21 protein-coding genes are annotated in these 19,141 nt (G+C 72.4%); 15 read left to right on the top strand and 6 right to left on the bottom strand.

Annotated elements, in window-relative coordinates:
* Positions 1 to 2 precede the first annotated feature (2 nt).
* The 9 genes from BGO45_RS08515 (at position 3) to cofD (ending at position 7,264) form a co-directional block, all read left to right on the top strand.
* Positions 3 to 413 carry a phage holin family protein gene (locus tag BGO45_RS08515; protein ID WP_076493313.1) on the top strand — a complete coding sequence of 137 codons (411 nt, stop codon included), beginning with the start codon at positions 3 to 5 and terminating at the stop codon, positions 411 to 413.
* Positions 403 to 681 carry a hypothetical protein gene (locus BGO45_RS08510; protein ID WP_076493315.1) on the top strand — a complete coding sequence of 93 codons (279 nt, stop codon included), beginning with the start codon at positions 403 to 405 and terminating at the stop codon, positions 679 to 681. The genes BGO45_RS08515 and BGO45_RS08510 overlap by 11 nt, the downstream gene beginning before the upstream one ends.
* Before the next feature lie 133 nt (positions 682 to 814).
* On the top strand, positions 815 to 1,483 hold the full coding sequence (gene hemQ / locus BGO45_RS08505; RefSeq protein ID WP_292692717.1) for a hydrogen peroxide-dependent heme synthase: 669 nt from the start codon (positions 815 to 817) through the stop codon (positions 1,481 to 1,483).
* Complete coding sequence (hemC, locus tag BGO45_RS08500) at positions 1,480 to 2,478, top strand: hydroxymethylbilane synthase (RefSeq protein ID WP_292692715.1); 999 nt, start codon at positions 1,480 to 1,482, stop codon at positions 2,476 to 2,478. Before hemQ ends, hemC begins: the two co-directional genes overlap by 4 nt.
* The gene (locus BGO45_RS08495; protein ID WP_292692713.1) at positions 2,475 to 3,278 is read left to right on the top strand and encodes a uroporphyrinogen-III synthase; all 804 of its coding nucleotides are present in this window, start codon (positions 2,475 to 2,477) and stop codon (positions 3,276 to 3,278) included. The genes hemC and BGO45_RS08495 overlap by 4 nt, the downstream gene beginning before the upstream one ends.
* A complete protein-coding gene (hemB, locus tag BGO45_RS08490) occupies positions 3,275 to 4,258 on the top strand; it encodes a porphobilinogen synthase (RefSeq protein ID WP_292692710.1) in 984 nt (327 codons plus the stop codon). The genes BGO45_RS08495 and hemB overlap by 4 nt, the downstream gene beginning before the upstream one ends.
* Positions 4,259 to 4,330: 72 nt before the next feature.
* The gene (gene hemL / locus BGO45_RS08485; RefSeq protein WP_292692708.1) at positions 4,331 to 5,671 is read left to right on the top strand and encodes a glutamate-1-semialdehyde 2,1-aminomutase; all 1,341 of its coding nucleotides are present in this window, start codon (positions 4,331 to 4,333) and stop codon (positions 5,669 to 5,671) included.
* Between the two features lie 112 nt (positions 5,672 to 5,783).
* Positions 5,784 to 6,260 carry a DUF2231 domain-containing protein gene (locus BGO45_RS08480; RefSeq protein ID WP_292692705.1) on the top strand — a complete coding sequence of 159 codons (477 nt, stop codon included), beginning with the start codon at positions 5,784 to 5,786 and terminating at the stop codon, positions 6,258 to 6,260.
* 38 nt (positions 6,261 to 6,298) lie between these two features.
* Positions 6,299 to 7,264 (top strand): 2-phospho-L-lactate transferase, encoded by a 966-nt coding sequence (cofD, locus tag BGO45_RS08475; protein ID WP_292692702.1) that lies wholly within the window; start codon positions 6,299 to 6,301, stop codon positions 7,262 to 7,264.
* A gap of 4 nt (positions 7,265 to 7,268) precedes the next feature.
* On the opposite strand, the gene cofC is transcribed toward cofD, so the two are convergent.
* The 4 genes from cofC to cofG form a co-directional block, all read right to left on the bottom strand.
* Positions 7,269 to 7,907 (bottom strand): 2-phospho-L-lactate guanylyltransferase, encoded by a 639-nt coding sequence (gene cofC, locus BGO45_RS08470; RefSeq protein WP_292692700.1) that lies wholly within the window; start codon positions 7,905 to 7,907, stop codon positions 7,269 to 7,271.
* Between the two features lie 126 nt (positions 7,908 to 8,033).
* Entirely contained in the window at positions 8,034 to 9,044 is a 1,011-nt protein-coding gene (fgd, locus tag BGO45_RS08465) for a glucose-6-phosphate dehydrogenase (coenzyme-F420) (protein ID WP_292692697.1), read from the bottom strand.
* A gap of 39 nt (positions 9,045 to 9,083) precedes the next feature.
* Positions 9,084 to 10,547: an NAD(P)/FAD-dependent oxidoreductase gene (locus BGO45_RS08460; protein WP_292692694.1), complete on the bottom strand. Its 1,464-nt coding sequence runs from the start codon at positions 10,545 to 10,547 to the stop codon at positions 9,084 to 9,086.
* The gene (cofG, locus tag BGO45_RS08455) at positions 10,544 to 12,865 is read right to left on the bottom strand and encodes a 7,8-didemethyl-8-hydroxy-5-deazariboflavin synthase CofG (protein WP_292692692.1); all 2,322 of its coding nucleotides are present in this window, start codon (positions 12,863 to 12,865) and stop codon (positions 10,544 to 10,546) included. The genes BGO45_RS08460 and cofG overlap by 4 nt, the downstream gene beginning before the upstream one ends.
* A 117-nt stretch (positions 12,866 to 12,982) precedes the next feature.
* Between cofG and BGO45_RS08450 the strand changes: the two genes are divergently transcribed.
* A complete protein-coding gene (locus tag BGO45_RS08450) occupies positions 12,983 to 13,372 on the top strand; it encodes a hypothetical protein (protein ID WP_292692689.1) in 390 nt (129 codons plus the stop codon).
* Between the two features lie 7 nt (positions 13,373 to 13,379).
* Here BGO45_RS08450 and BGO45_RS08445 read toward each other — a convergent pair whose 3' ends face one another.
* Both BGO45_RS08445 and BGO45_RS08440 read right to left on the bottom strand, forming a co-directional pair.
* A complete protein-coding gene (locus tag BGO45_RS08445; RefSeq protein ID WP_292692686.1) occupies positions 13,380 to 14,198 on the bottom strand; it encodes an ABC transporter permease in 819 nt (272 codons plus the stop codon).
* A complete protein-coding gene (locus BGO45_RS08440; protein ID WP_292692684.1) occupies positions 14,195 to 15,346 on the bottom strand; it encodes an ABC transporter ATP-binding protein in 1,152 nt (383 codons plus the stop codon). The genes BGO45_RS08445 and BGO45_RS08440 overlap by 4 nt, the downstream gene beginning before the upstream one ends.
* Positions 15,347 to 15,433: 87 nt before the next feature.
* On the opposite strand from BGO45_RS08440, the gene BGO45_RS08435 reads away from it, so the two are divergent.
* The 5 genes from BGO45_RS08435 to BGO45_RS08415 all read left to right on the top strand — a co-directional run bounded on the left by BGO45_RS08435 (position 15,434) and on the right by BGO45_RS08415 (position 19,129).
* Positions 15,434 to 16,495, top strand: a complete 1,062-nt coding sequence (locus BGO45_RS08435) for an enoyl-CoA hydratase/isomerase family protein (RefSeq protein WP_292692683.1) — start codon at positions 15,434 to 15,436, stop codon at positions 16,493 to 16,495.
* A gap of 31 nt (positions 16,496 to 16,526) precedes the next feature.
* On the top strand, positions 16,527 to 17,354 hold the full coding sequence (locus tag BGO45_RS08430) for an LssY C-terminal domain-containing protein (RefSeq protein WP_292692680.1): 828 nt from the start codon (positions 16,527 to 16,529) through the stop codon (positions 17,352 to 17,354).
* Positions 17,351 to 17,872, top strand: a complete 522-nt coding sequence (locus BGO45_RS08425) for a hypothetical protein (protein ID WP_292692677.1) — start codon at positions 17,351 to 17,353, stop codon at positions 17,870 to 17,872. The genes BGO45_RS08430 and BGO45_RS08425 overlap by 4 nt, the downstream gene beginning before the upstream one ends.
* Before the next feature lie 112 nt (positions 17,873 to 17,984).
* Positions 17,985 to 18,908: a DnaJ domain-containing protein gene (locus BGO45_RS08420; RefSeq protein WP_292692674.1), complete on the top strand. Its 924-nt coding sequence runs from the start codon at positions 17,985 to 17,987 to the stop codon at positions 18,906 to 18,908.
* Positions 18,909 to 18,946: 38 nt separating this feature from the next.
* Positions 18,947 to 19,129, top strand: a complete 183-nt coding sequence (locus tag BGO45_RS08415; RefSeq protein ID WP_076493352.1) for a DUF5302 domain-containing protein — start codon at positions 18,947 to 18,949, stop codon at positions 19,127 to 19,129.
* Positions 19,130 to 19,141: the final 12 nt, after the last annotated feature.

The raw sequence follows: 19,141 nt of genomic DNA, 5'->3' as shown, positions 1-19,141 counted from the left end.
GCATGACCACGCCCCGCGGTTTCCGCGACCGCGCCGATGACAGCCTCTTCACCCTCATCGGTGACATCCCCGAACTCGTCCGCAACCTCGTCGTCGCCGAGATCAACGGCGCGAAGGCGTGGGCGGCGCGAACGGCCAAGGACGCCGGCATCGGCGCGGGCTGGTTCGTCGGCGCACTGATCGTCGTCTTCTGGGCCGTCCCGGTCTTCTTCGCGTTCGTGATCGCCGGACTCTCGTCGTGGTGGCCCGTGTGGCTGTCGGCGCTCGTGGTCTTCGGAGTCATGATCGTGATCACCGCGATCCTCGCCCTCCTGGGCTACCTGCGGTTCAAGAAGCTGTCCAACCGTGAGAACCCGGGTCAGGCCATCGCGCAAGACGTCCGCATCGTGAAGGAGGCCGGCGATGAGTATTGAGCGTCCCGTTCCCGTGCCGAAGACGGCCGTGCCGCTCGGCATCGCCGACCCGGTCGAGCAGGCGCGCGCCGAGCTCAAGGCCGCCCTCGCCGCGATCGAGGTCAAGGCCAACGTTCCGCGCCGACTGAGCGCGGCGGTCGACGTCCGTGTCGCCGAGGTGCGGGAGTCCGCGCGCCGCAACCCGGCGGTCGCCGCGGCGGCCGTCGCCGGTGTCGCGGCGGCGGTCGGCCTCACGGTCTGGGCCCTGGTCCGCGCCTACACGCGCTGATCGTCCCGTCCTCCGCGGCGGCGCCGTCCCGGCATCCTCTCGTCCCGCGATCGGGTCGTCGAAAGCGCGGCCGGTGGTTCGGCGGCGAGTCAACGGGTTTGGAGCGGCGCGCCGCGAGGGCGAGGATTGACGCATGGCCGACGACTCCTCTTCCATCTACACCCTGTGGGCGGTCCTCCGCCGCGACCCCGAGAACCCCGTCACCGAGGCCGACGCCACCGAGCTGGCCGACCTGGTCGACCTGATCGAGGCGGACGGCGTGACCGTCCGCGGGTTCTACGACGTCAGCGGCCTGCGCGCCGACGCCGACCTGATGGTGTGGCTGCACGGTGAAGACCCGCAGGCCCTGCAGCGCGACCTGCGGCGTCTGCGCCGCACCGAACTGCTGAAGAACCTGCTCCCGACGTGGAACGCCATGGGCGTGCACCGCGACGCCGAGTTCAACCGCTCGCACGTCCCCGGCTTCCTCCGCGGCATCGACGCGAAGGACTGGCTGTGCCTGTACCCGTTCGTCCGCAGCTACGAGTGGTACCTGCTGCCCGAGGCCGAGCGCCGCGAGATGCTCATCGAACACGGCAAGAAGGGCTCCGAGTACAAGGGCGTGATCGCCAACACCGTGGCATCCTTCGCCCTGGGCGACTACGAGTGGCTGCTGCCGATGGAGGCGGACGACCTCACCGACCTCGTCGACATGATGCGCGACCTCCGCTACACCGAGGCCCGCCGTCACGTCCGCGAAGAGGTGCCGTTCTACACGGGACGCCGCGTCACCCTCGACGAGATCCCCGAGATCCTCCAGTGAGCGCCGCTCTGCGCCTGGGCACGCGGCGCAGCGCGCTGGCGATGGCGCAGTCGCAGATGGTCGCGGACGCCGTGGCCGCGGCATCCGGTCGTGATGTCGAACTCGTGCCGATCGTGTCGGAGGGCGATGTCAACCGCGCGTCGCTGTCGCAGCTCGGCGGGCGCGGCGTGTTCGCGAACGGGCTGCGCGAGGCGCTCGCCGCCGACCGCTGCGACTTCCTCGTCCACTCGCTGAAGGATCTGCCGACGCTGCAGCCCGAGGGACTCGTGATCGCGGCCACGCCGCCGCGCGAGGACGCCCGCGACGTCGTCGTGACCCGCGACGGGACCGCGCTCTCGGCTCTCCCCGTCGGGGCGCGCGTGGGCACCGGGTCTCCCCGGCGCATCGCGCAGGCCCTGCGCCACAACCCGGGGCTCGACATCCACGACATCCGCGGCAACGTCGATTCGCGTCTCGCGCGCGTCCGGGACGGAGAATTGGATGCCGTCATCCTCGCCGCCGCGGGCATCGCGCGCCTCGGCGGAGACCTGGGCGGTCTGGAAGCCGAGTATCTGGGCCTGGCGGAATGGCCCACCGCGCCCGGACAGGGATCGCTCGCGATCGAGACGCGCACCGACATCGCGCCCGAGATCCTCGCCGCTCTCGCCACGCTCGACGACGTCGACACCCGCGTCGCGATCACGGCGGAGCGCACCGTCCTCTCGGTTCTGGATGCGGGATGCCATGCCCCCGTCGCCACGCACGCCGCCCTCGTCGACGGCGACCTGCGCCTGCGGGCCATCGTCTACGCGCTCGACGGCTCGCATCGGATCGGTATCGATCGGACCGTGCGCGTGGAGCCGGGGTATGGTGGGGAACCTGGCAGTGGCAACGGTGCGAATGCTGCCGACGACGGGGGACCCATCGCGCGTGCGACGCGTGCGGGCCAAGAAGCCGCGCGTCGGTTGCTCGAACGTGGGGCGGCCGACCTGGTACCACGAGAGTCGACCACATGAATGAAGGCCATCGGCACACGCCGACCCCAGACAAGCCGCTCGCCGGCCGGCGCGTCCTCGTGCCCCGCGGCGGCCCGTGGGGTGACGGTGTCGCCGCGAGCCTTCGTCAGCGCGGCGCCGTTCCGGTCATCGCGCCGCTGATCAACTTCGCCCCCACGAACGACCAGGCGACCCTCGAGCAGGCACTCGCCGATCTCGCCGACGGCGCGTTCGACTGGCTCACGCTCACGAGCGCGACCACCGTCGACGTGCTCTACGCGTACCGTGCCGTGATCCCCGCGACGACCAAGGTCGCCGCCGTCGGCGAGACGACCGCCGCGGCGATGCAGGCCGTGGGCTACCACGTCGATCTCGTTCCCGAGCGGGACAACTCCGCGCAGGGCATGGCCGAGCAGATGATCGACCTCGAGTCCGAGCCCCGCAACGTCCTGACGTTGCGCAGCGAGATCGCCAAGCCCGTCCTCACGCGTCTGCTGATCGAGGCGGGGCACCGGGTGCGGAGCGTGGTGGCGTACCGCACGGTCGGCGTCCCGGTGACCGACAAGATCGCCACCGACGTCCACTCGGGTCGCATCAACGCCATCCTCGTCACGAGCGGGTCGGTCGCCGAACAGGTGGTCGAGCAGTTCCCCGAGATCCCGGCATCCACCGTGATCGCCGCGATCGGACCGCGCACCGCCAAGGATGCCAAGCGCGCGGGCCTCACCGTCGACGTCGTCGCCGAGCGGCAGACCGTCGACTCCCTGATCGACGCCGTCGCGCGTTTCACCCTCCCCCCGGAGTCCGAGACCCCCGCATGAGCTTCCCCGAGTACCGCCCGCGGCGCCTGCGCCGCACTCCCGCCATCCGCCGTCTCGCGCGCGAGACGCATCTGGTCCCCTCGCAGCTGGTGCTGCCGCTGTTCGTGCGGGAGGGCATCAGCCAGCAGGCGCCCATCGGCTCGATGCCCGGCGTCGTGCAGCACTCGCTCGACTCGTTGCGCCGCGTGGTCGCCGAAGCCGCGGCCGCCCGCATCGGCGGCGTGATGCTGTTCGGCGTGCCCGAGACCCGCGACGCGGTGGGCTCCGGCGCCGACGACCCGAACGGCATCCTGAACGTCGCGACCGAGACCGTGATCTCCGAGGTCGGCGACGCCCTCGTGGTCCAGACCGACCTGTGTCTCGACGAGTTCACCGACCACGGCCACTGCGGTGTACTGAGCGCGGACGGCACCGTCGACAACGACGCGACCCTCGAGCGGTACACCGCGATGGGTCTCGCCCAGGCCCGGGCGGGGTCGGCGATGCTCGGTCTCTCCGGGATGATGGACGGCCAGGTCGGCGCGGTGCGCCAGGCGCTGGATGCCGAGGGCTTCACCGACACGCTGATCCTGGCGTACTCCGCGAAGTACGCGGGGGCCTTCTACGGTCCGTTCCGCGAGGCCGTGGACTCGCAGCTGAAGGGCGACCGCCGCACGTACCAGCTCGACCCCGGCAACGGCCGCGAGGGCGTGCGCGAGGCGCTGCTCGACGTCGAAGAGGGCGCCGACGTCGTGATGGTCAAGCCGGCGCTCCCGTACCTCGACGTGCTCGCCGACGTGCGCGCCGCCGTCGACGTGCCGGTGTGGGCGTATCAGGTGTCGGGGGAGTACGCGATGGTCGAGGCCGCCGCGGCCCACGGCTGGATCGACCGCCGCGGTGCGGTGCTGGAGAGCCTGCTCGGCATCCGTCGCGCCGGCGCCGACGCGATCCTCACGTACTGGGCGCTCGAGGCCGCGCACTGGCTGCGCGCCGACCTGTAAGCCCGCTCCACGTTCTGCCCGCGTTCCCCCGCGGGTGGGCCGACACGCGCGCACGCCCGGGAGAATGGAACCATGACAGACCTCAACGACCAGTGGTTCGCGCGCGCGAAGGACGTCATCCCCGGCGGTGTGAACTCGCCCGTGCGGGCGTACGGATCCGTCGGCGGGACGCCGCGGTTCGTGCAGTCCGCCGCGGGCGCCCGGATCACGGATGCCACGGGCCGTGAGTACGTCGACCTCGTCGCCTCGTGGGGTCCGGCACTCCTCGGTCACGCGCACCCCGAGGTGGTCGGGGCCGTGCAGTCGGCGGCATCCAAGGGTCTGTCCTTCGGCGCGCCGACGGGGGCCGAGGTCGAGCTCGCGGATCTGATCGCGCGTCGGGTCCAGGTGGGCGACCTGCGCCCCGTCGAGAAGGTGCGTCTGGTGTCCACGGGCACCGAGGCGACGATGACGGCGATCCGTCTCGCGCGCGGGGCGACCGGCCGTGACCTGCTGATCAAGTTCGCGGGGCACTACCACGGTCACTCCGACGGGCTGCTCGCCGCCGCCGGCTCGGGCGTCGCGACGCTCGCGCTCCCCGGCTCGGCGGGGGTTCCCGCGCCGATCGCCGCGCAGACGCTCGTGCTGCCCTACAACGACCTCGACGCGGTGCGCGAGGCGTTCGCGGTGCACGGCGAGAACATCGCCGCGATCATCGTCGAGGCGGCATCCGCGAACATGGGTGTCGTTCCGCCGCTGCCCGGCTTCAACGCCGCGCTCGCCGACATCGCGCACAGCCACGGCGCGCTGCTGATCATGGACGAGGTGCTCACCGGATTCCGCGTGCACCCCGCCGGCTTCTGGGGCCTGCAGGCGTCGCACGGCGAGACGTACCTGCCCGACATCCTCACGTTCGGCAAGGTCGTCGGCGGGGGGATGCCGCTGGCCGCCCTCGGCGGACGCGCCGACGTCATGGACCAGCTCGCGCCCCTCGGTCCCGTGTATCAGGCGGGCACGCTGTCGGGGAACCCGCTGTCGGTCGCCGCGGGCCTCGCGACGCTCCGGCTCGCGACCCCCGAGGTGTACGCCGCGGTCGACGCCTCGGCCGCGCGCGTCGCCGACGCCCTGGATGCCGCGCTGACGGCCGAGGGAGTGGTGCACGCCGTTCCGCGTGCCGGATCCCTGTTCGGCGTCGCGTTCCTGCCGGAGGTGCCGCGCGACTACGCCACGGCGCTGACGCAGCAGTCGTGGCGGTACGCCCCGTTCTTCCACGCGATGCTGGATGCCGGCGTGTCCCTGCCCCCGAGCGTCTTCGAGGCGTGGTTCCTCACCGCCGCGCACGACGACCTCGCGCTGGAGCGCGTGCTCGAGGCCCTGCCCGTCGCCGCGCGGGCCGCGGCCGGCGCGGCGGACCCGACGCTGCTGGCGCAGTAGGCGGGGCTTCGGACGGCGGCGCGTCGGCCGGTGATCCGGCGCATCTTCCCACGGCGGAAGGGCAGCATTACCTGCGTAGACCGGGATGCCGCGGGTGTGCTGTGATCAGCGCATGTGGCAGCTCGCGGGACTCCCGCTTCACCCCCTTCTCGTCCACGCCGTCGTCGTGCTGCTGCCGCTCGCGGCGCTCATGGTCGTCGTCGGCAGCGTCTGGCCGGCGGCGCGTCGGCGCCTCGGCATCCTGACCCCCATCGTCGCGATCGTCGGCGGTGGTTTCGCGCTGCTCGCGAAGCAGGCGGGCGAAGCGCTCGAACGTCAGGTGCCGGAGACGGCCCTCGTCGAGGCGCACACCGAGATGGGCAACGGTCCGGTGATCTGGGCGTTCTTCCTGATCGTCGTAGCGGTCGGGCAGTGGGCCTGGTTCTGGTGGCGCGCGCGGCGCGCGGACCGCCCGATCGGCGGTGTGCGGGTGATCACCGCCGTCATCGCCGTGGTCGCGATCGTCGTAGCGGTCGGCACGACGATCGATCTGGTGCTGGTCGGCGACAGTGGCGCGCGCGCCGTGTGGTCCGCCCTCGGCGGCGCCTGACGCATCGCACCCGCGCGGCGCGGTGGAAGACTGGACGGATGCCGAATCCTCAGCCCCGCATCGTCGTGCTCGCCGGCGGTGTCGGCGGATCGAAGTTCACCCTCGGCGTCCGTGCCGCCCTGCGGCGCCTCGGGGCGCCCGAAGCGACCGTCGTGGTCAACACCGGTGACGACCTGTGGCTCTCGGGCGTGCGGCTGCAGCCCGACGTCGATTCGATCACGTACGCACTCGCCGGGGTCAACGACACCGTCCGCGGCTGGGGCCGTGCGGGTGACACGGAGCGCGTCAACGAGGAGCTGCAGGCGTGGGGCGCCGGGTGGCCCTGGTTCACGCTCGGCGACCTCGACCTGGGCACCCACCTGGCGCGCACCGGCTGGCTGCGCGAAGGCCTCACCCCGACCGAGGTCCTCGGGCGGATGGCGGAGCGGTGGCCGCTCGGCATCCGGCTGCTTCCGATGACCGACAGCGAGGTCGACACGCACGTGCACGTCGAGGACGGTCGGCGTCTGCACTTCCAGGAGTGGTGGACGCGCTACCGCGCCGCCCTGACTCCGGTGCGGTTCGAGAACCCCGGAATCTCGGATGCCACGCCCGCCCCCGGCGTCGTCGAGGCGATCGCGGAGGCCGACGTGGTGCTGCTGGCGCCGTCGAACCCGGTCGTGTCGATCGGTCCGATCCTCGCGGTTCCCGGCATCCGGGAGGCGTTGCGGTCGACGTCGGCGCGGGTGGTCGGTGTCTCGCCGATCATCGGCGGACGCGTCGTGCGGGGGATGGCCGATGTGTGCCTGACGGCGATCGGGGTCGAGACGTCGGCTGCGGCCGTCGCCCGGCACTACGGCGCACGGTCGGCCGACGGGGTGCTCGATGCGTGGCTGCTCGCCGAGGAGGACGCTGCGGCGGCGCCTGAAGTGGATGCCGCGGGAATCCGGGCCGTCGTCGCGCCGCTGTGGATGCGCGACGAGGATGCCTCGGCCGCGATCGCCGAGGCGGCGCTCGGGGTGTAGGCGGTCAGGCCGCCGCAGCCGCCAGTACCGCCGCGGTCCGCGGTCCCACGCCGAGCGCGACGGCCTCGGCGAGCTGAACCGCCGTGTCGACGTCGCGACGCAGCGACGAGCCGCGCGGGACCGCGAGGTCGGTGCATCCCAGCAGCCGGTGCCGGGCCGCGGAGTCGGCGCCGAAGGCCGACACCCACACGGCGCCCGGGCGGGCCGTGACCAAGGTGGAGCCGGTGCCCTCGGCATCCGGGACCAGGCCCCGTTCGACCTCTCCTGCGAGCTTCAGTGCGGCGTCGAGGTCCTGCGGCGTCAGCGCGGGGACGTCGCCCAGCAGCGCCGCGCGGGGCGCGCCCTGTCCTGCGGCGTCCGTACCCAGGGCGATCGCGGCGTCGAGGCCGCGCACGTCTCCCTCGGGGACGACGTCGACCGCGGGCCACTGCGACACCGAGGCGGACACCTCGGCGTCATCGGTCACCACCAGCACGTGCGACACCCGCGGGGTCGCCGCGGCGGCGGCGATCGTGTCGAGGGCGATCGCGCGCGCGAGCGCCTCGCGGTCGGCGGTCACGCTCGTCAGCCGCGTCTTGCCGAGCGCGGCCGGCTTCACGGGCACGACGATCGTCCAGCCGTCGCGGATCTCAGGAATGCTCATCGGCTCCATTGTGTGCCGGACTCCGGACATTTCCGTCCGGGGGTAGCGGTGCGCCCGCGAATCGTGCTGCGGAGGCGGGAAACCTCCGGAGCGCGGCACGCCCGGTGGCGCCCCGCCGCCCCCGCCTCAGCTGAACCGCGCCCGCAGCCGCGGCAGGATCTCGGCGCCGTACGTGCGCAGGAACTCCTCCTGGTCGTGTCCCGGGTCGTGGAACACGAGGTGGCGGAAGCCGAGGTCGACGTAGTGCGCGATGCGCTCGACGTGCTCGTCGGGGTCGGTCGACACGATGAACCGGGATGCCGCCCGCTCGATCGGGAGCTCGTCGGCCAGACGCGCCATCTCGATCGGGTCGTGCACGCTCATCTTCTCTTCGGCCGACAGCGCCAGCGGTGCCCAGAAGCGCGTCTTCTCGAGCGCGGTCTCGCGGTCGGGGTGGTACGAGACCTTGACCTCCATGAGGGTGTCGACGTCGTCGCGCGTGCGTCCGGCCTTCGCGAGCCCGTCGTCGAGCGCGGGCAGCAGCGTGTCCGTGTACAGCGACGGGTCCTTGCCGCTCGTGGTGATGTAGCCCTCGGCGATGCGTCCGGCGAGCCGTGTCGCGGCAGGACCCGAGGCGCCGATGTAGATCGGCACCTTCTGCTCGGGGCGGTCGTAGATCGTGGCATCCTTCACCGAGTAGTAGGTGCCCTCGAAGGTGACCCGATCCTCGGTCCAGAGCTTGTCGATGAGGGTGATGGCCTCTTTCAGGCGCTGGAAGCGCTCGGGCGGCTCGGGCCACTCGAGGCCCAGGGTCACCTCGTTCAGCGCCTCGCCGGTGCCGACTCCGAGCGCGACACGACCGGGGAACATCACGCCGAGCGTCGCGAACACCTGCGCGATGACGCCCGGGTGGTAGCGGAACGTCGGGGTCAGCACCGAGGTGCCGAGCATCACGCGCTGCGTGCGCGCGCCGAGCGCGCCGAGCCACGGCAGGGCGTTGGGGGCGTGCCCGCCCTCGTGCCGCCACGGCTGGAGGTGATCGGAGAGGAAGACCGAGTCGAAGCCCATCTCTTCCGCGAGCACACCGAAGTCGAGCAGCTCGTTCGGCCCGAACTGCTCGCTCGAGGCCTTGTATCCGAATCGCAGCGGAACGACCATGATTCTCCTTCTTCGTGACCCGCTCACGCGGGCGATGCGTCAGCCGCGCACGGGGGTGTGCGCGGGTTCGAACTCCGACCCGTCGGTACCGGTCAGTCTTTCGTGGAACGCCTGCACGGTGCCCGGCCACAGCAGCGTCAGCCGCCCCGATCTCTCATCGACGTACCAGTTGCGGCATCCGCCGGTCATCCAGGGCGTGGATGCCGCGGCGGCGGCGATCTCGTCGGTGTAGGCCGCCTCGGCCTCGGGGCGGACACGCAGCACGCGATCGGGACGACGGTCGCGCTCGGCGAGGGCACGGACGACGTACGCGGCCTGCTCCTCGATCATGAGCACCGCCGAGTTGTGGCCGAGGCTGGCGTTGGGGCCGTTGAGGACGAAGAGGTTCGGGAAGCCGGCGACGACGGTGGACCCGAACGACGTCATGCCCTCGCCCCAGTGCTCGGCGAGCGTCTTGTCTTCGCCCCGTACGAGATCGGCGTACGGCTGCTGCGTCGAGGCGAAGCCGGTGGCGAGCACGAGCACATCGGCCTCGTGCTGCCGCCCGCTCGCGGCGGTGAGCGTCGACCCGTCGACCCGGTCGAGGGCGCTGGGTTCGAGGGTCACCCGATCGGATGCCACGGCCGGGTAGAACGCGTCGGAGAGCAGCACCCGCTTGCAGCCGAAGGCGTAGTCGGGGGTGAGGGCTGCGCGGAGCGCGGGGTCGGCGACCTGCGTGTGCAGGTGTGCGAGGGCTGCAGCACGGGCGGCCGCGGAGGCTGCGGCGTCGCCGGAGCGGGACGCGAAGCGCGCCTCGCCCTCGGCGTACAGCTCGGCGCGGAGCCGCGCGAGGGCGCCGGGGTTCTCGGCGAGGCGAGCGCGCTCCGCGGCGGAGATCTCGCCGCCGCCGCGCGGGACGATCCACGCCGGCGTGCGCTGGAACAGCGTCACGTGGGCGGCACGGCGGGCGAGCTCGGGCACGAGCTGCACCGCGCTCGCGCCGGTGCCGACGACCGCCACGCGCGTGCCGGTGAGGTCGACGTCGTGGTCCCAGCGCGCGGAGTGGAACAGCGGGCCCGCGAACGACTCGAGCCCCTCGATCGCGGGGACGTGCGGTTCGGTGAGGCGTCCGCACGCGAGGACGAGCGAGCGCGCGCGGAGCATCTCGGTGCCGGTGTCGATGTGCCAGACCGAGGTCTCGGCGTCCCACTCCGCCCCCACGAGCGGGGTGTGGAGCCGGATGCGCTCGCCGACGCCCGCGGCGACATCGCGCAGGTACTGCTGGATCTCGTGTCCCTCGGCGAACGTGCGCGACCAGCCCGCGTGCGGGTGCGCCGCGTAGCTGTACAGGTGGGCCGGGACATCGCACGCGACGCCCGGGTACGTGTTGTCGCGCCAGGTTCCGCCGACGTCTCCCGCCCGCTCGATGACGACGATGTCGTCGCGGCCCGCGCGGTGCAGCGCGCCGGCCATGCCGAGCCCGGCGAACCCGGCGCCCACGACGACGACGTCGACCACGCTCACGCGGGGACCACGCCGTAGTCGGTCGTGCGCAGGCGGAACGGTCGCATCAGGCTGCGGGCGAGGCGTTCGGCATCCGGGACCGGCAGCTCGAGCCCCTGCTCGATGCCCGTGTCGGGCAGCACACGGCCGTCGTACAGCGTGCCGCCGAGGTCGTCGCCGCCCGAACGCAGGAGGACGGCCGCGCTCTCGCGCCCCACGCGGGTCCACGGGATCTGCACGTGCGCGATCGCGCCCGACAACAGCAGTCGCGACACCGCGACCATCGCGCGGTGCTCGTCGAGCGGGGAACGCCCCGCGACCAGCGGCACGTCGCCGCCGGGGAGGGGGATCGGCACGAACTCGGCGAAGCCTCGCGTCTCGGCCTGGATGCTGCGCAGCATCCGCAGGTGAGCGATGCGCTCGGCCGCGGTCTCGACGTGTCCGTAGAACAGCACCGACGTCGAGCGGAACCCGGCGCGATGCGCGGCCGTGATGCCCTCGACCCAGCGATCGATCTCGAGGTCGCCCGGCGCGACGAGCCCGCGCACGCGTTCGCTCAGCACCTTCACCCCCGTGCCCGGCACCGTGTCGACGCCGGCCTCGCGCATCGCCGCGAGGGCGCCCTCGAGCCCGAGCCCACCGCGGTCGGCGAGATCGCGCACGTCGAGCGGACGGAACGCATGGACATGGATGCCGGTCGCGCCGCGCTTCACTGCCCGCACGAGGTCGAGGTACCCCGAGGGGTCTTCCTCGGCGGGGAGCGCGCCCTGGATGCAGATCTCGGTGGCGCCGAGGTCGGCGGCATCCGCGGCGATCGCCTCGGCATCCGCGAGGTCGAACTCCCCCGCGCCCGTGCGGCCCGCGCGGCGGAACCCGGTCGAGGTGAGGTTGCGGTTGCGGACGAGGGTCACCGGCTCGCCGACCGTGTAGCGGCGCGCGTCATCGGCTGCGGACGCGAGGGCGTCGAGCTCGGCGCCGGTGGCGTGGAGCAGTCGCGTCCAGTCGGCGTCGTCGAGCGCGAGCGGGTCGGCCGCGGCAGCCTCGGCGAGGCGGCGGACGCTGGGGTCGGCGGTGCGCGCTGCAACACTCGCGGTGGAGCGCGGGATCACGTCGGCCGCGAGGCCCGTGGCATCCGCCAACGCCCGGACGGGAGCATGGAGCTCGGGGGCGATCCACGTCGCCGCGTCCCGGATGTACTCGGGGTGGGCGGTCAGCCGCTCGCGCAGGGTGAAGCCGTGCGCGGCGGTCTGGGTGGCGAGGTCGTCGATGTGCGGCCACGGGCGTTCGGGGTTCACGTGGTCGGCCGTGAGCGGCGACACGCCGCCCCAGTCGTCGATCCCCGCCGCGATCAGCAGACCCAGCTCGCGCGGGTCGGAGAGGTTCGGCGGAACCTGGATGCGCCTGTCGGGACCCAGGGCGAGCCGCGCGACGGCGACGGTCGCGAGGTACTCGTGCATGTCGGCATCCGGGGCTCCCTGCATGGCGGTGCGGGGCTTCGCGCGGAAGTTCTGCACGATGACCTCTTGGACGTGCCCGTGCCGGTCGTCGAGGTCGCGCAGGGCGATGAGCGACTCCGCACGGTCGCGGACGGTCTCGCCGATGCCCACCAGGATGCCGGTCGTGAACGGGATGCCGGCCGCCCCCGCGTCGTCGATGACGCGCAGGCGCAGGTCGGGGTCTTTGTCGGGCGACCCGAAATGCACCTGACCGGGCTCTTCGTAGAGGCGACGCGAGGTCGTCTCGAGCATCATGCCCATCGACGGCGAGACGGGACGCAGCGTCGCCAGCTCGTCGGGGTGCATCACGCCGGGATTGGCGTGGACGAGCATGCCGGTCTCGGCCGTGATGAGGCGCGCGATGTGCGCGACGTAGTCGATCGTCGAGGCGAAACCGTGCGCGTCGAGCCACGCGCGGGCCTCGGGCCACCGCTCTTCGGGGCGATCGCCGAGGGTCAGAAGCGCCTCTTTGCAGCCGAGCGCCTGCCCCTGTCGCACGACCGTGAGCACCTGCTCGGGGCTCATGTAGGCGGGCTTGCGCAGCAGGTTCAGCTGCCCCGGCGTGTCGACGAAGATGCAGTAGTGGCAGCGGTCGCGGCACAGGGTCGTGAGCGGCACGAACACCTTGCGCGAGTACGTGATGACCCCCGGACGCCCGGCGCGCTCGAGGCCCTCGTCGCGCAGGGCTGCGGCGGCGCCGGACAGCACGTCGAGCGGGGCGTGCAGCAGCGCCTCGGTCTCATCGACGTCGGGCCGGTGTCCGCCGCGCACGCGGTCGAGGAGGTCGTCGATCGAGTCGCCCCGGGCCGGTGCGGCCTGCGGCGCAGCGCTGCCCGTACTCATCGCTCCAGGCTATCCCTCCGCTCCGACACGCGGGCCGCGGCCCGCACCCCCGGATCGTTGCGCTCTCGTGAGGCGCCGGGGCCGACGGCATCCATCGTCGCTGGCAGGATGGATGCCATGGTGACCCTGCTGCTCGATCAGGCGCAGCTCGAGGTCGTGCTCTCGCCGACCGAGCGTGCGCTGTCGTTCCGCAAGCGCAACATCGTCGTGCCGCGCGCGACGATCGAGCGCGTGCAACTGACCGACGACGCATGGACGTGGCTCCGCGGTGTGCCGAACCCGGGCACGTACCTCCCGGTCGCCGTCGCCATGGGGACGTGGAAGTCGGCCGGGGGCAACGACTTCGTCGTGATCCGTCGGCGGAAGTCGAGCGTCGTCATCGACCTCCGCGGTCACGATGAGTTCGAACGTCTGGTCCTCACGACCAAGCACGGCGTCGCGCTGCTGAAGGCGCTGCGTCTCGAGGGTGCACCCGAGCCCGAGGACGTTGCCGACCTCGTGTCCTGACCGCGCGTCAGTCGATGTCGCGGCGCCAGGTCGTCGCGAGGCCGATGAGGACCAGCACCACGGCGTAGCCCAGCAGCACGAGGCCGCCGAGCCACCACACCAGCGGGTCGGCGCCGCCGGCGCCGACGGCGCCGAAGATCGTCTTGCCCACCAGGGCGTCGCTCGCCGCGCTCGGCAGCCACCGCGCGACCTGGTCGAGACCGTCGAGCACGCCGGCGATCGTGCGCACGATCGGCTCGATGAACAGCGTCACCGCCAGCACGATGACGATCGCGGCGACCTGATTGCGCACCACCGTGCCCACGCCGATTCCGACGACCGCCCAGAGCGCGAACGCCAGGAGCATGCGGCCCACGAGCACCCACGTGTCGGACGAACCGAGCTCGGTGTCGAGTCCGAACGCCGCGAACACGCCGGCCCCCGCGCCGATGGCCGCGATCGACCCGAGGATGCCGTACAGCAGGCCCACCAGGATGCCGATCGCGAACTTGCCCACGAGCACCACGCCGCGGCGGGGGGTGGCCAGGAACGTCGGGGTCAGGGTCTTGTGCCGGAACTCGGTCGTGACCATGAGCGTCCCCGCCAGCAGCGGGAAGACGTACCCCACGGCGCTCGCCGAGCTGTACACGAGTCCCGCGAGACCGTCCGCGGAAGGCGTGGGGCCCTCGGCTCCGGGCAGCTTTCCGGATGCCACGCCCCCGAACGCCAGCGCGAGCACGCCCGCGGTGAAGCCGACGTAGACGACGAGCACGATGCCGAGCACCCACCAACCGGCGGTGCTGAACTGCTTCGTGTACTCGGAGCGAGTGGATGCCACCAGGCTCATCGCGGCACCTCCGTGTCTTCGGCGCGGGCGTCGTCGACCGGCACGATGTCGATCACTCCCGTCGAGGCCACCGCGTAGGAGCGGCGGGTCTCGGGTTCGGGTGCGGTGGGAGGCGCGAAGCTCCGCGGGGCAGGCGCGACCGGGACGAGGTCGGTCGACGGTGCGGGATCGGGCGCGGGCGCGGGGGCCTCGGCATCCACCGTCTCCGCTTCCGTCGGCGCGGCGGCGACCGGGTTGGCCGCGCTCGCGTGGGTGCGCACGCCGCTGACGAGCTCGAGGAAGATGTCCTCCAGGCTCGCGCCCTTGCTCTGCAGGTGCGACAGGACGATGCCCGCGCCGGCGGCGAGGGTGCCGATCTCGAGCGGCTCGATGTGCCGGATCGTGAAGCCGTTGCGCAGCAGCTGGAACGGGATGCCGCGCTCGTCGAGCAGCCGCGACAGCGCCTCGCGGTCGGGGGAGTCGACGACCGTGGAGTACTCGTCGGGGTCGGCGAGGTCTTCCGTTCCGCCCTGGAACACCAGCTTTCCGCGCGAGATGATCAGCAGCGCGTCGACGGTCTGCTGCACCTCGGCGAGCAGGTGCGAGGAGATGAGCACCGTGCGGCCCTCCTCCGCGAGGTGGCGCAGCAGCGAGCGCATCCAGCGGATGCCTTCGGGGTCGAGCCCGTTCGAGGGCTCGTCGAGCACCAGCACGCCGGGATCGCCGATCAGGGCCGTGGCCAGGCCCAGACGCTGGCGCATGCCGAGCGAGTAGCCGCCGACGCGGCGTCCCGCGACATCGGCCAGGCCCACGAGCCCGAGCACCTCGTCGACGCGCGACAGGGGCAGCCGCGCCGCCCGCGCGTAGGCCTTGAGGTGGTTCGCCGCCGAGCGTCCCGGGTGGAAGCTGGATGCCTCGAGCGCGGCGCCCACGGTCTGCAGCGGCCGGTCGATGTCGGAGTACCGACGACCGCCGATCGTCGCCGACCCGGACGTGGGGCGGACCAGTCCCAACAGCATGCGCAGCGACGTGGTCTTGCCCGCACCGTTGGGACCCAGGAATCCCGTCACCAGGCCCGGCTCCACGCGAGCGGTCAGGCCGTCGACGGCCGACACCGCGCCGAAGCGCTTGGTCAGCCCCGAGAATTCCAGCACCTGTCCTTGGGGCATCGAGTACCTCTCGTTCCGCGGGCGTTCTCCCCATCTTCCCCGATCCGAGGCCGAAAACACATCTCGCGCCCTGTGTAACGTGGCAGCGTGAACGCACAGCGATCCGACGATGCGGTCATCGCGCGAGCCTGGCGGGGCGTGGGGCACCTGACGCTCAACCGACCCCGCGCGATCAACGCGCTCGACCTCGGCATGATCCGACTGCTCTCCGCCGCGCTCGACCGCTGGGAGCACGACACCGATGTCGATCTCGTCCTGCTCGACGGCGCCGGAGACCGCGGCTTCTGCGCGGGCGGCGACGTGCGGGCGCTCCACGGGTTCGTGGTCGACGGACGCGTCGACGAGGTGCACACGTTCTTCCGCGAGGAGTACGCGCTCAACCACCGCATCGCGACCTACCCCAAACCGATCGTCGCGATCGCCGACGGAGTGACGATGGGCGGGGGGATCGGGCTCGCCGGACACGCGCGCATCCGCATCGTCACCGAGCGCTCGCAGCTCGCGATGCCCGAGACCCGCATCGGCTTCACCCCGGACGTGGGCGGGTCGTGGCTGCTCGGGCGCGCGCCCGGACGGCTGGGCGAGTACCTCGGGCTCACGGGAGCGACGATGGATGCCGCGGACGCCCTGTACGCGGGTTTCGCCGACCACCTCGTCCCCGTCGCGCACCTCTCCGCCCTGCACGAGGCGTTGGAGTACCGCGCCGACCCGTCGAGCCCGACCGAGCTGGTGCTGCTGTTCGACGAGAGCCCGGAGCGATCGAATCTCGAGACCTGGCGTCCTTGGATCGACGACGCCTTCTCGGCCGACGATCTCGACGGCATCCTGCACCGGCTCCGTCAGCGCTGGGAGCCCGAGGCGCACGCGACCGCCGACCTCCTCGAGGCATCGGCTCCGACCGCGGTGTCCGTGACGCTCGAGGCCGTGCGTCGGGCTCGGGCGCTGCCCTCGCTCCGGGCCGCCCTCGCGCAGGAGTACGGACTGGTGATGTGGTTCGCGACCACGCAGCCGGACCTGGCCGAGGGCATCCGCGCGCAGCTCGTCGACAAGGACCGATCGCCGTCCTGGTCGCCCGCGCACCGGTTCGATCTGCCCCCGTGGCGCGTCGCCGAGGCGTTCGCCCACGACCCCGAACCGGCTCTCTGGTAGCGGCGCCGTGAGCGGGCGGAGACGATGGTCGTTGGGGCGGCTGCTCGACGGGTTCTTCTTCGTGTTCGCCGGGCTCGCCGCCGTCTGGCTCGCCTACCTCAGCTTCACCCAGACCTTCACTCTCGGCTGGGCCGGGATCATCATGGCGATCGTCTTCTGGGGTCTGCTCGCCTACCTCGTGCTCCCGCGGCTGCATCGCATCCTCACCGCGATCTACGTGCCCGACTACTTCATGGGCCGTACCCGCACCTCGGACGGCCTGCTCGGCGACCCGGTGAACCTCGCCTTCCAGGGCGAGCGTGCGCAGATCGAGGCGGTGATGGCCGCGGCCGGGTGGATCCCCGCCGATCCGGTCGGCCTCGGCTCGTCCTGGCGCATCGTCACGTCGACCCTGCGTCGCCGCAGCTACCCGACCGCACCCGTCAGCCCCCTCTTCCTGTTCGGGCGGATGCAGGACCTCGCCTATCAGCAGGAGGTGGCCGGATCCCCGGCCCAGCGGCACCACGTCCGGCTCTGGCGGTGCCCCGACGGCTGGCTGCTCCCCGGCGGACGGCGCGTCGACTGGCTCGCGGCCGGAACGTTCGACCGCGCCGTCGGGCTGTCGCTGTTCACCCTCCAGGTCACGCACCGGATCGACGCCGACACCGACATCGAGCGCGACCACATCGTCGCGACCGTGCGCGACCTGCCCGGCGTCGAGGTCGACGTCATCCGCGACTTCTCGACCGGCTACCACGCGCGCAACGGGGGCGGCGACAGCATCACCACCGACGGCGACCTGCCCATCCTCGACGTGCGCGGGGTCCGGGCGGCAGCGGATGCCGGGGCCGCCGACGCCGGGACGGAGGGTCGACCGTGAGCGAGAGGCATCCCCGCAAGAGGGCGGCGTTCGAACCGGTCGCCGCGCCGGTCGCCCGGAACCCCGCGATGCGGCGCCCGGCGGCGACGGTCGCCGGCGGCGTGCTCGTGCTGCTGCGCGCCGCGTCCGGGATCCTGTGGGGTCTCACGGTCGTCTTCCCCCTGCCGTCGTGGATGCAGACGGTCGCCGGCGCGGCGGACGGTTCCGGCGCGGATCCGACCTTCACCCTCTCGGACCTCGGGCTCGACGGCGCGGTGTTCTTCGGCATCCTGGGCGTGATCACCCTGGTGCAGGCGGTCTTCGGCATCCTGCTGCTGCGCGGGAGCAACGTCGCCCGGGTGATCGTGATGCTCGTGTCGACCCTCTCGATCATCACGGCGTTCGCGGGCTGGTGGGAGCTCGGGCAGGAGATCACGGTGGGCACGACCCTCGTCACGGTGAGCCTCGACATCCTCGTGCTCCTCGCCCTCTCGAGCCGGGATGCCGCCGCCTACGCCCGCCGCAACGAGAAGGTCTGACGCGGACGGCGTGCAGCCGTCAGCGAAACCGGGGGTGGATCCCGGGGGTTGCACAGACGGCGCCCGTTAGCCTGAAAGGTGCCGCACCCGAGCGGCGGAACGGATGACGGACGTGTTCGACAGCCCCATGTCGGTCTCGGCATACGAGGTTCTCCGCGTCGACGTCGACATCGACGACGAGGGACTCCGGCGTGCGTACCGCGTCCGACTGCGCGAGACGCACCCCGACACCGGCGGCGATGCCGCGCTGTTCGTCCAGGTGCAGCGCGCGTGGGAACTGGTCGGCACGCCCGAGGCCCGTGCCGCCTACGACCGCGGCCGCGGGCACGCGTCGGCCGAATGGGGCGGCGGGGCCACGGCATCCCCTCCTCCCCGTCCCGACACCCGACCCCGTGCGCGCGCCTACGGCCAGCCCGGCGGCTGGCGTCGGGAGCGGTACCTGTCGTTGATCCGCGAGTGGGTCGGCCGCGGCGTCGAGGTCGCCGACCCGTACGATCCCGCGCTCGTGCGGTCGGCGCCGCCGGAGATCCGGCACATCCTCGCCGACGCGCTCGCCGAGGAGGAGACCGCGCGCCTGGTCGCCGACCTGGGCATGGGGTACACCGTCTGGCACGACGTCTTCGCCGACCGCGACGGTCTCGACCCCGAGCAGAAGATCGACCACCTCGTGCTCGGACCCAGCGGGCTGTACGCGATGCTGAGCGAGGACTTCGGCGGTCCGGTCGGCGTGCGCCGGGGCGAGATCACCGGACCGAACGTCATCGGTTCGCCGGTGACGCAGCTCGTCTCCCGGGCGCGCGTCATCGCGCGGGCCGCGGGCGTGCGGTTCAGCGGCGCGATGGTCGTGCTCCCCGACGACGCGATCCTCGACGCGGTCACCGACCTCGGCAAGGTCCGTGGCACCCCGGTCGTGCTGGTGCAGCGCAGCGCCCTCACGACGCTGCTGCGGCGCGGCATCCCGGGGGCCCGTGAGGTCGGCGGCACCGAGCTGTTCGACGTCCGCACCCGGCTGCAGCAGCGCGTCCGCCACGTCTGACGGGGCGCCGGGAAACCCGGCGCGCCTAGGGTGGACCCATGAGTACCGACGAGACCCCGGATGCCACGGCATCCGACGACATGAAGCGCAAGTTCAAGGAAGCCCTGGCGAAGAAGAACGGGCAGCAGCGGTCGGGTCAGGCTCACCTCGACGGCCACTCGGCCGTGCAGGGGACGCACGGGGCCGTGACGAAGCGGGAATTCCGCCGCAAGAGCGGCTGACCTCCGGGTAGG

The sequence above is a fragment of the Microbacterium sp. 71-36 genome, from assembly GCF_001898305.1.
Lineage (GTDB): Bacteria > Actinomycetota > Actinomycetes > Actinomycetales > Microbacteriaceae > Microbacterium.
The sequence above is the reverse complement of the archived record's forward strand: the minus strand, read 5'-3'. Positions and strand labels throughout refer to the sequence as shown.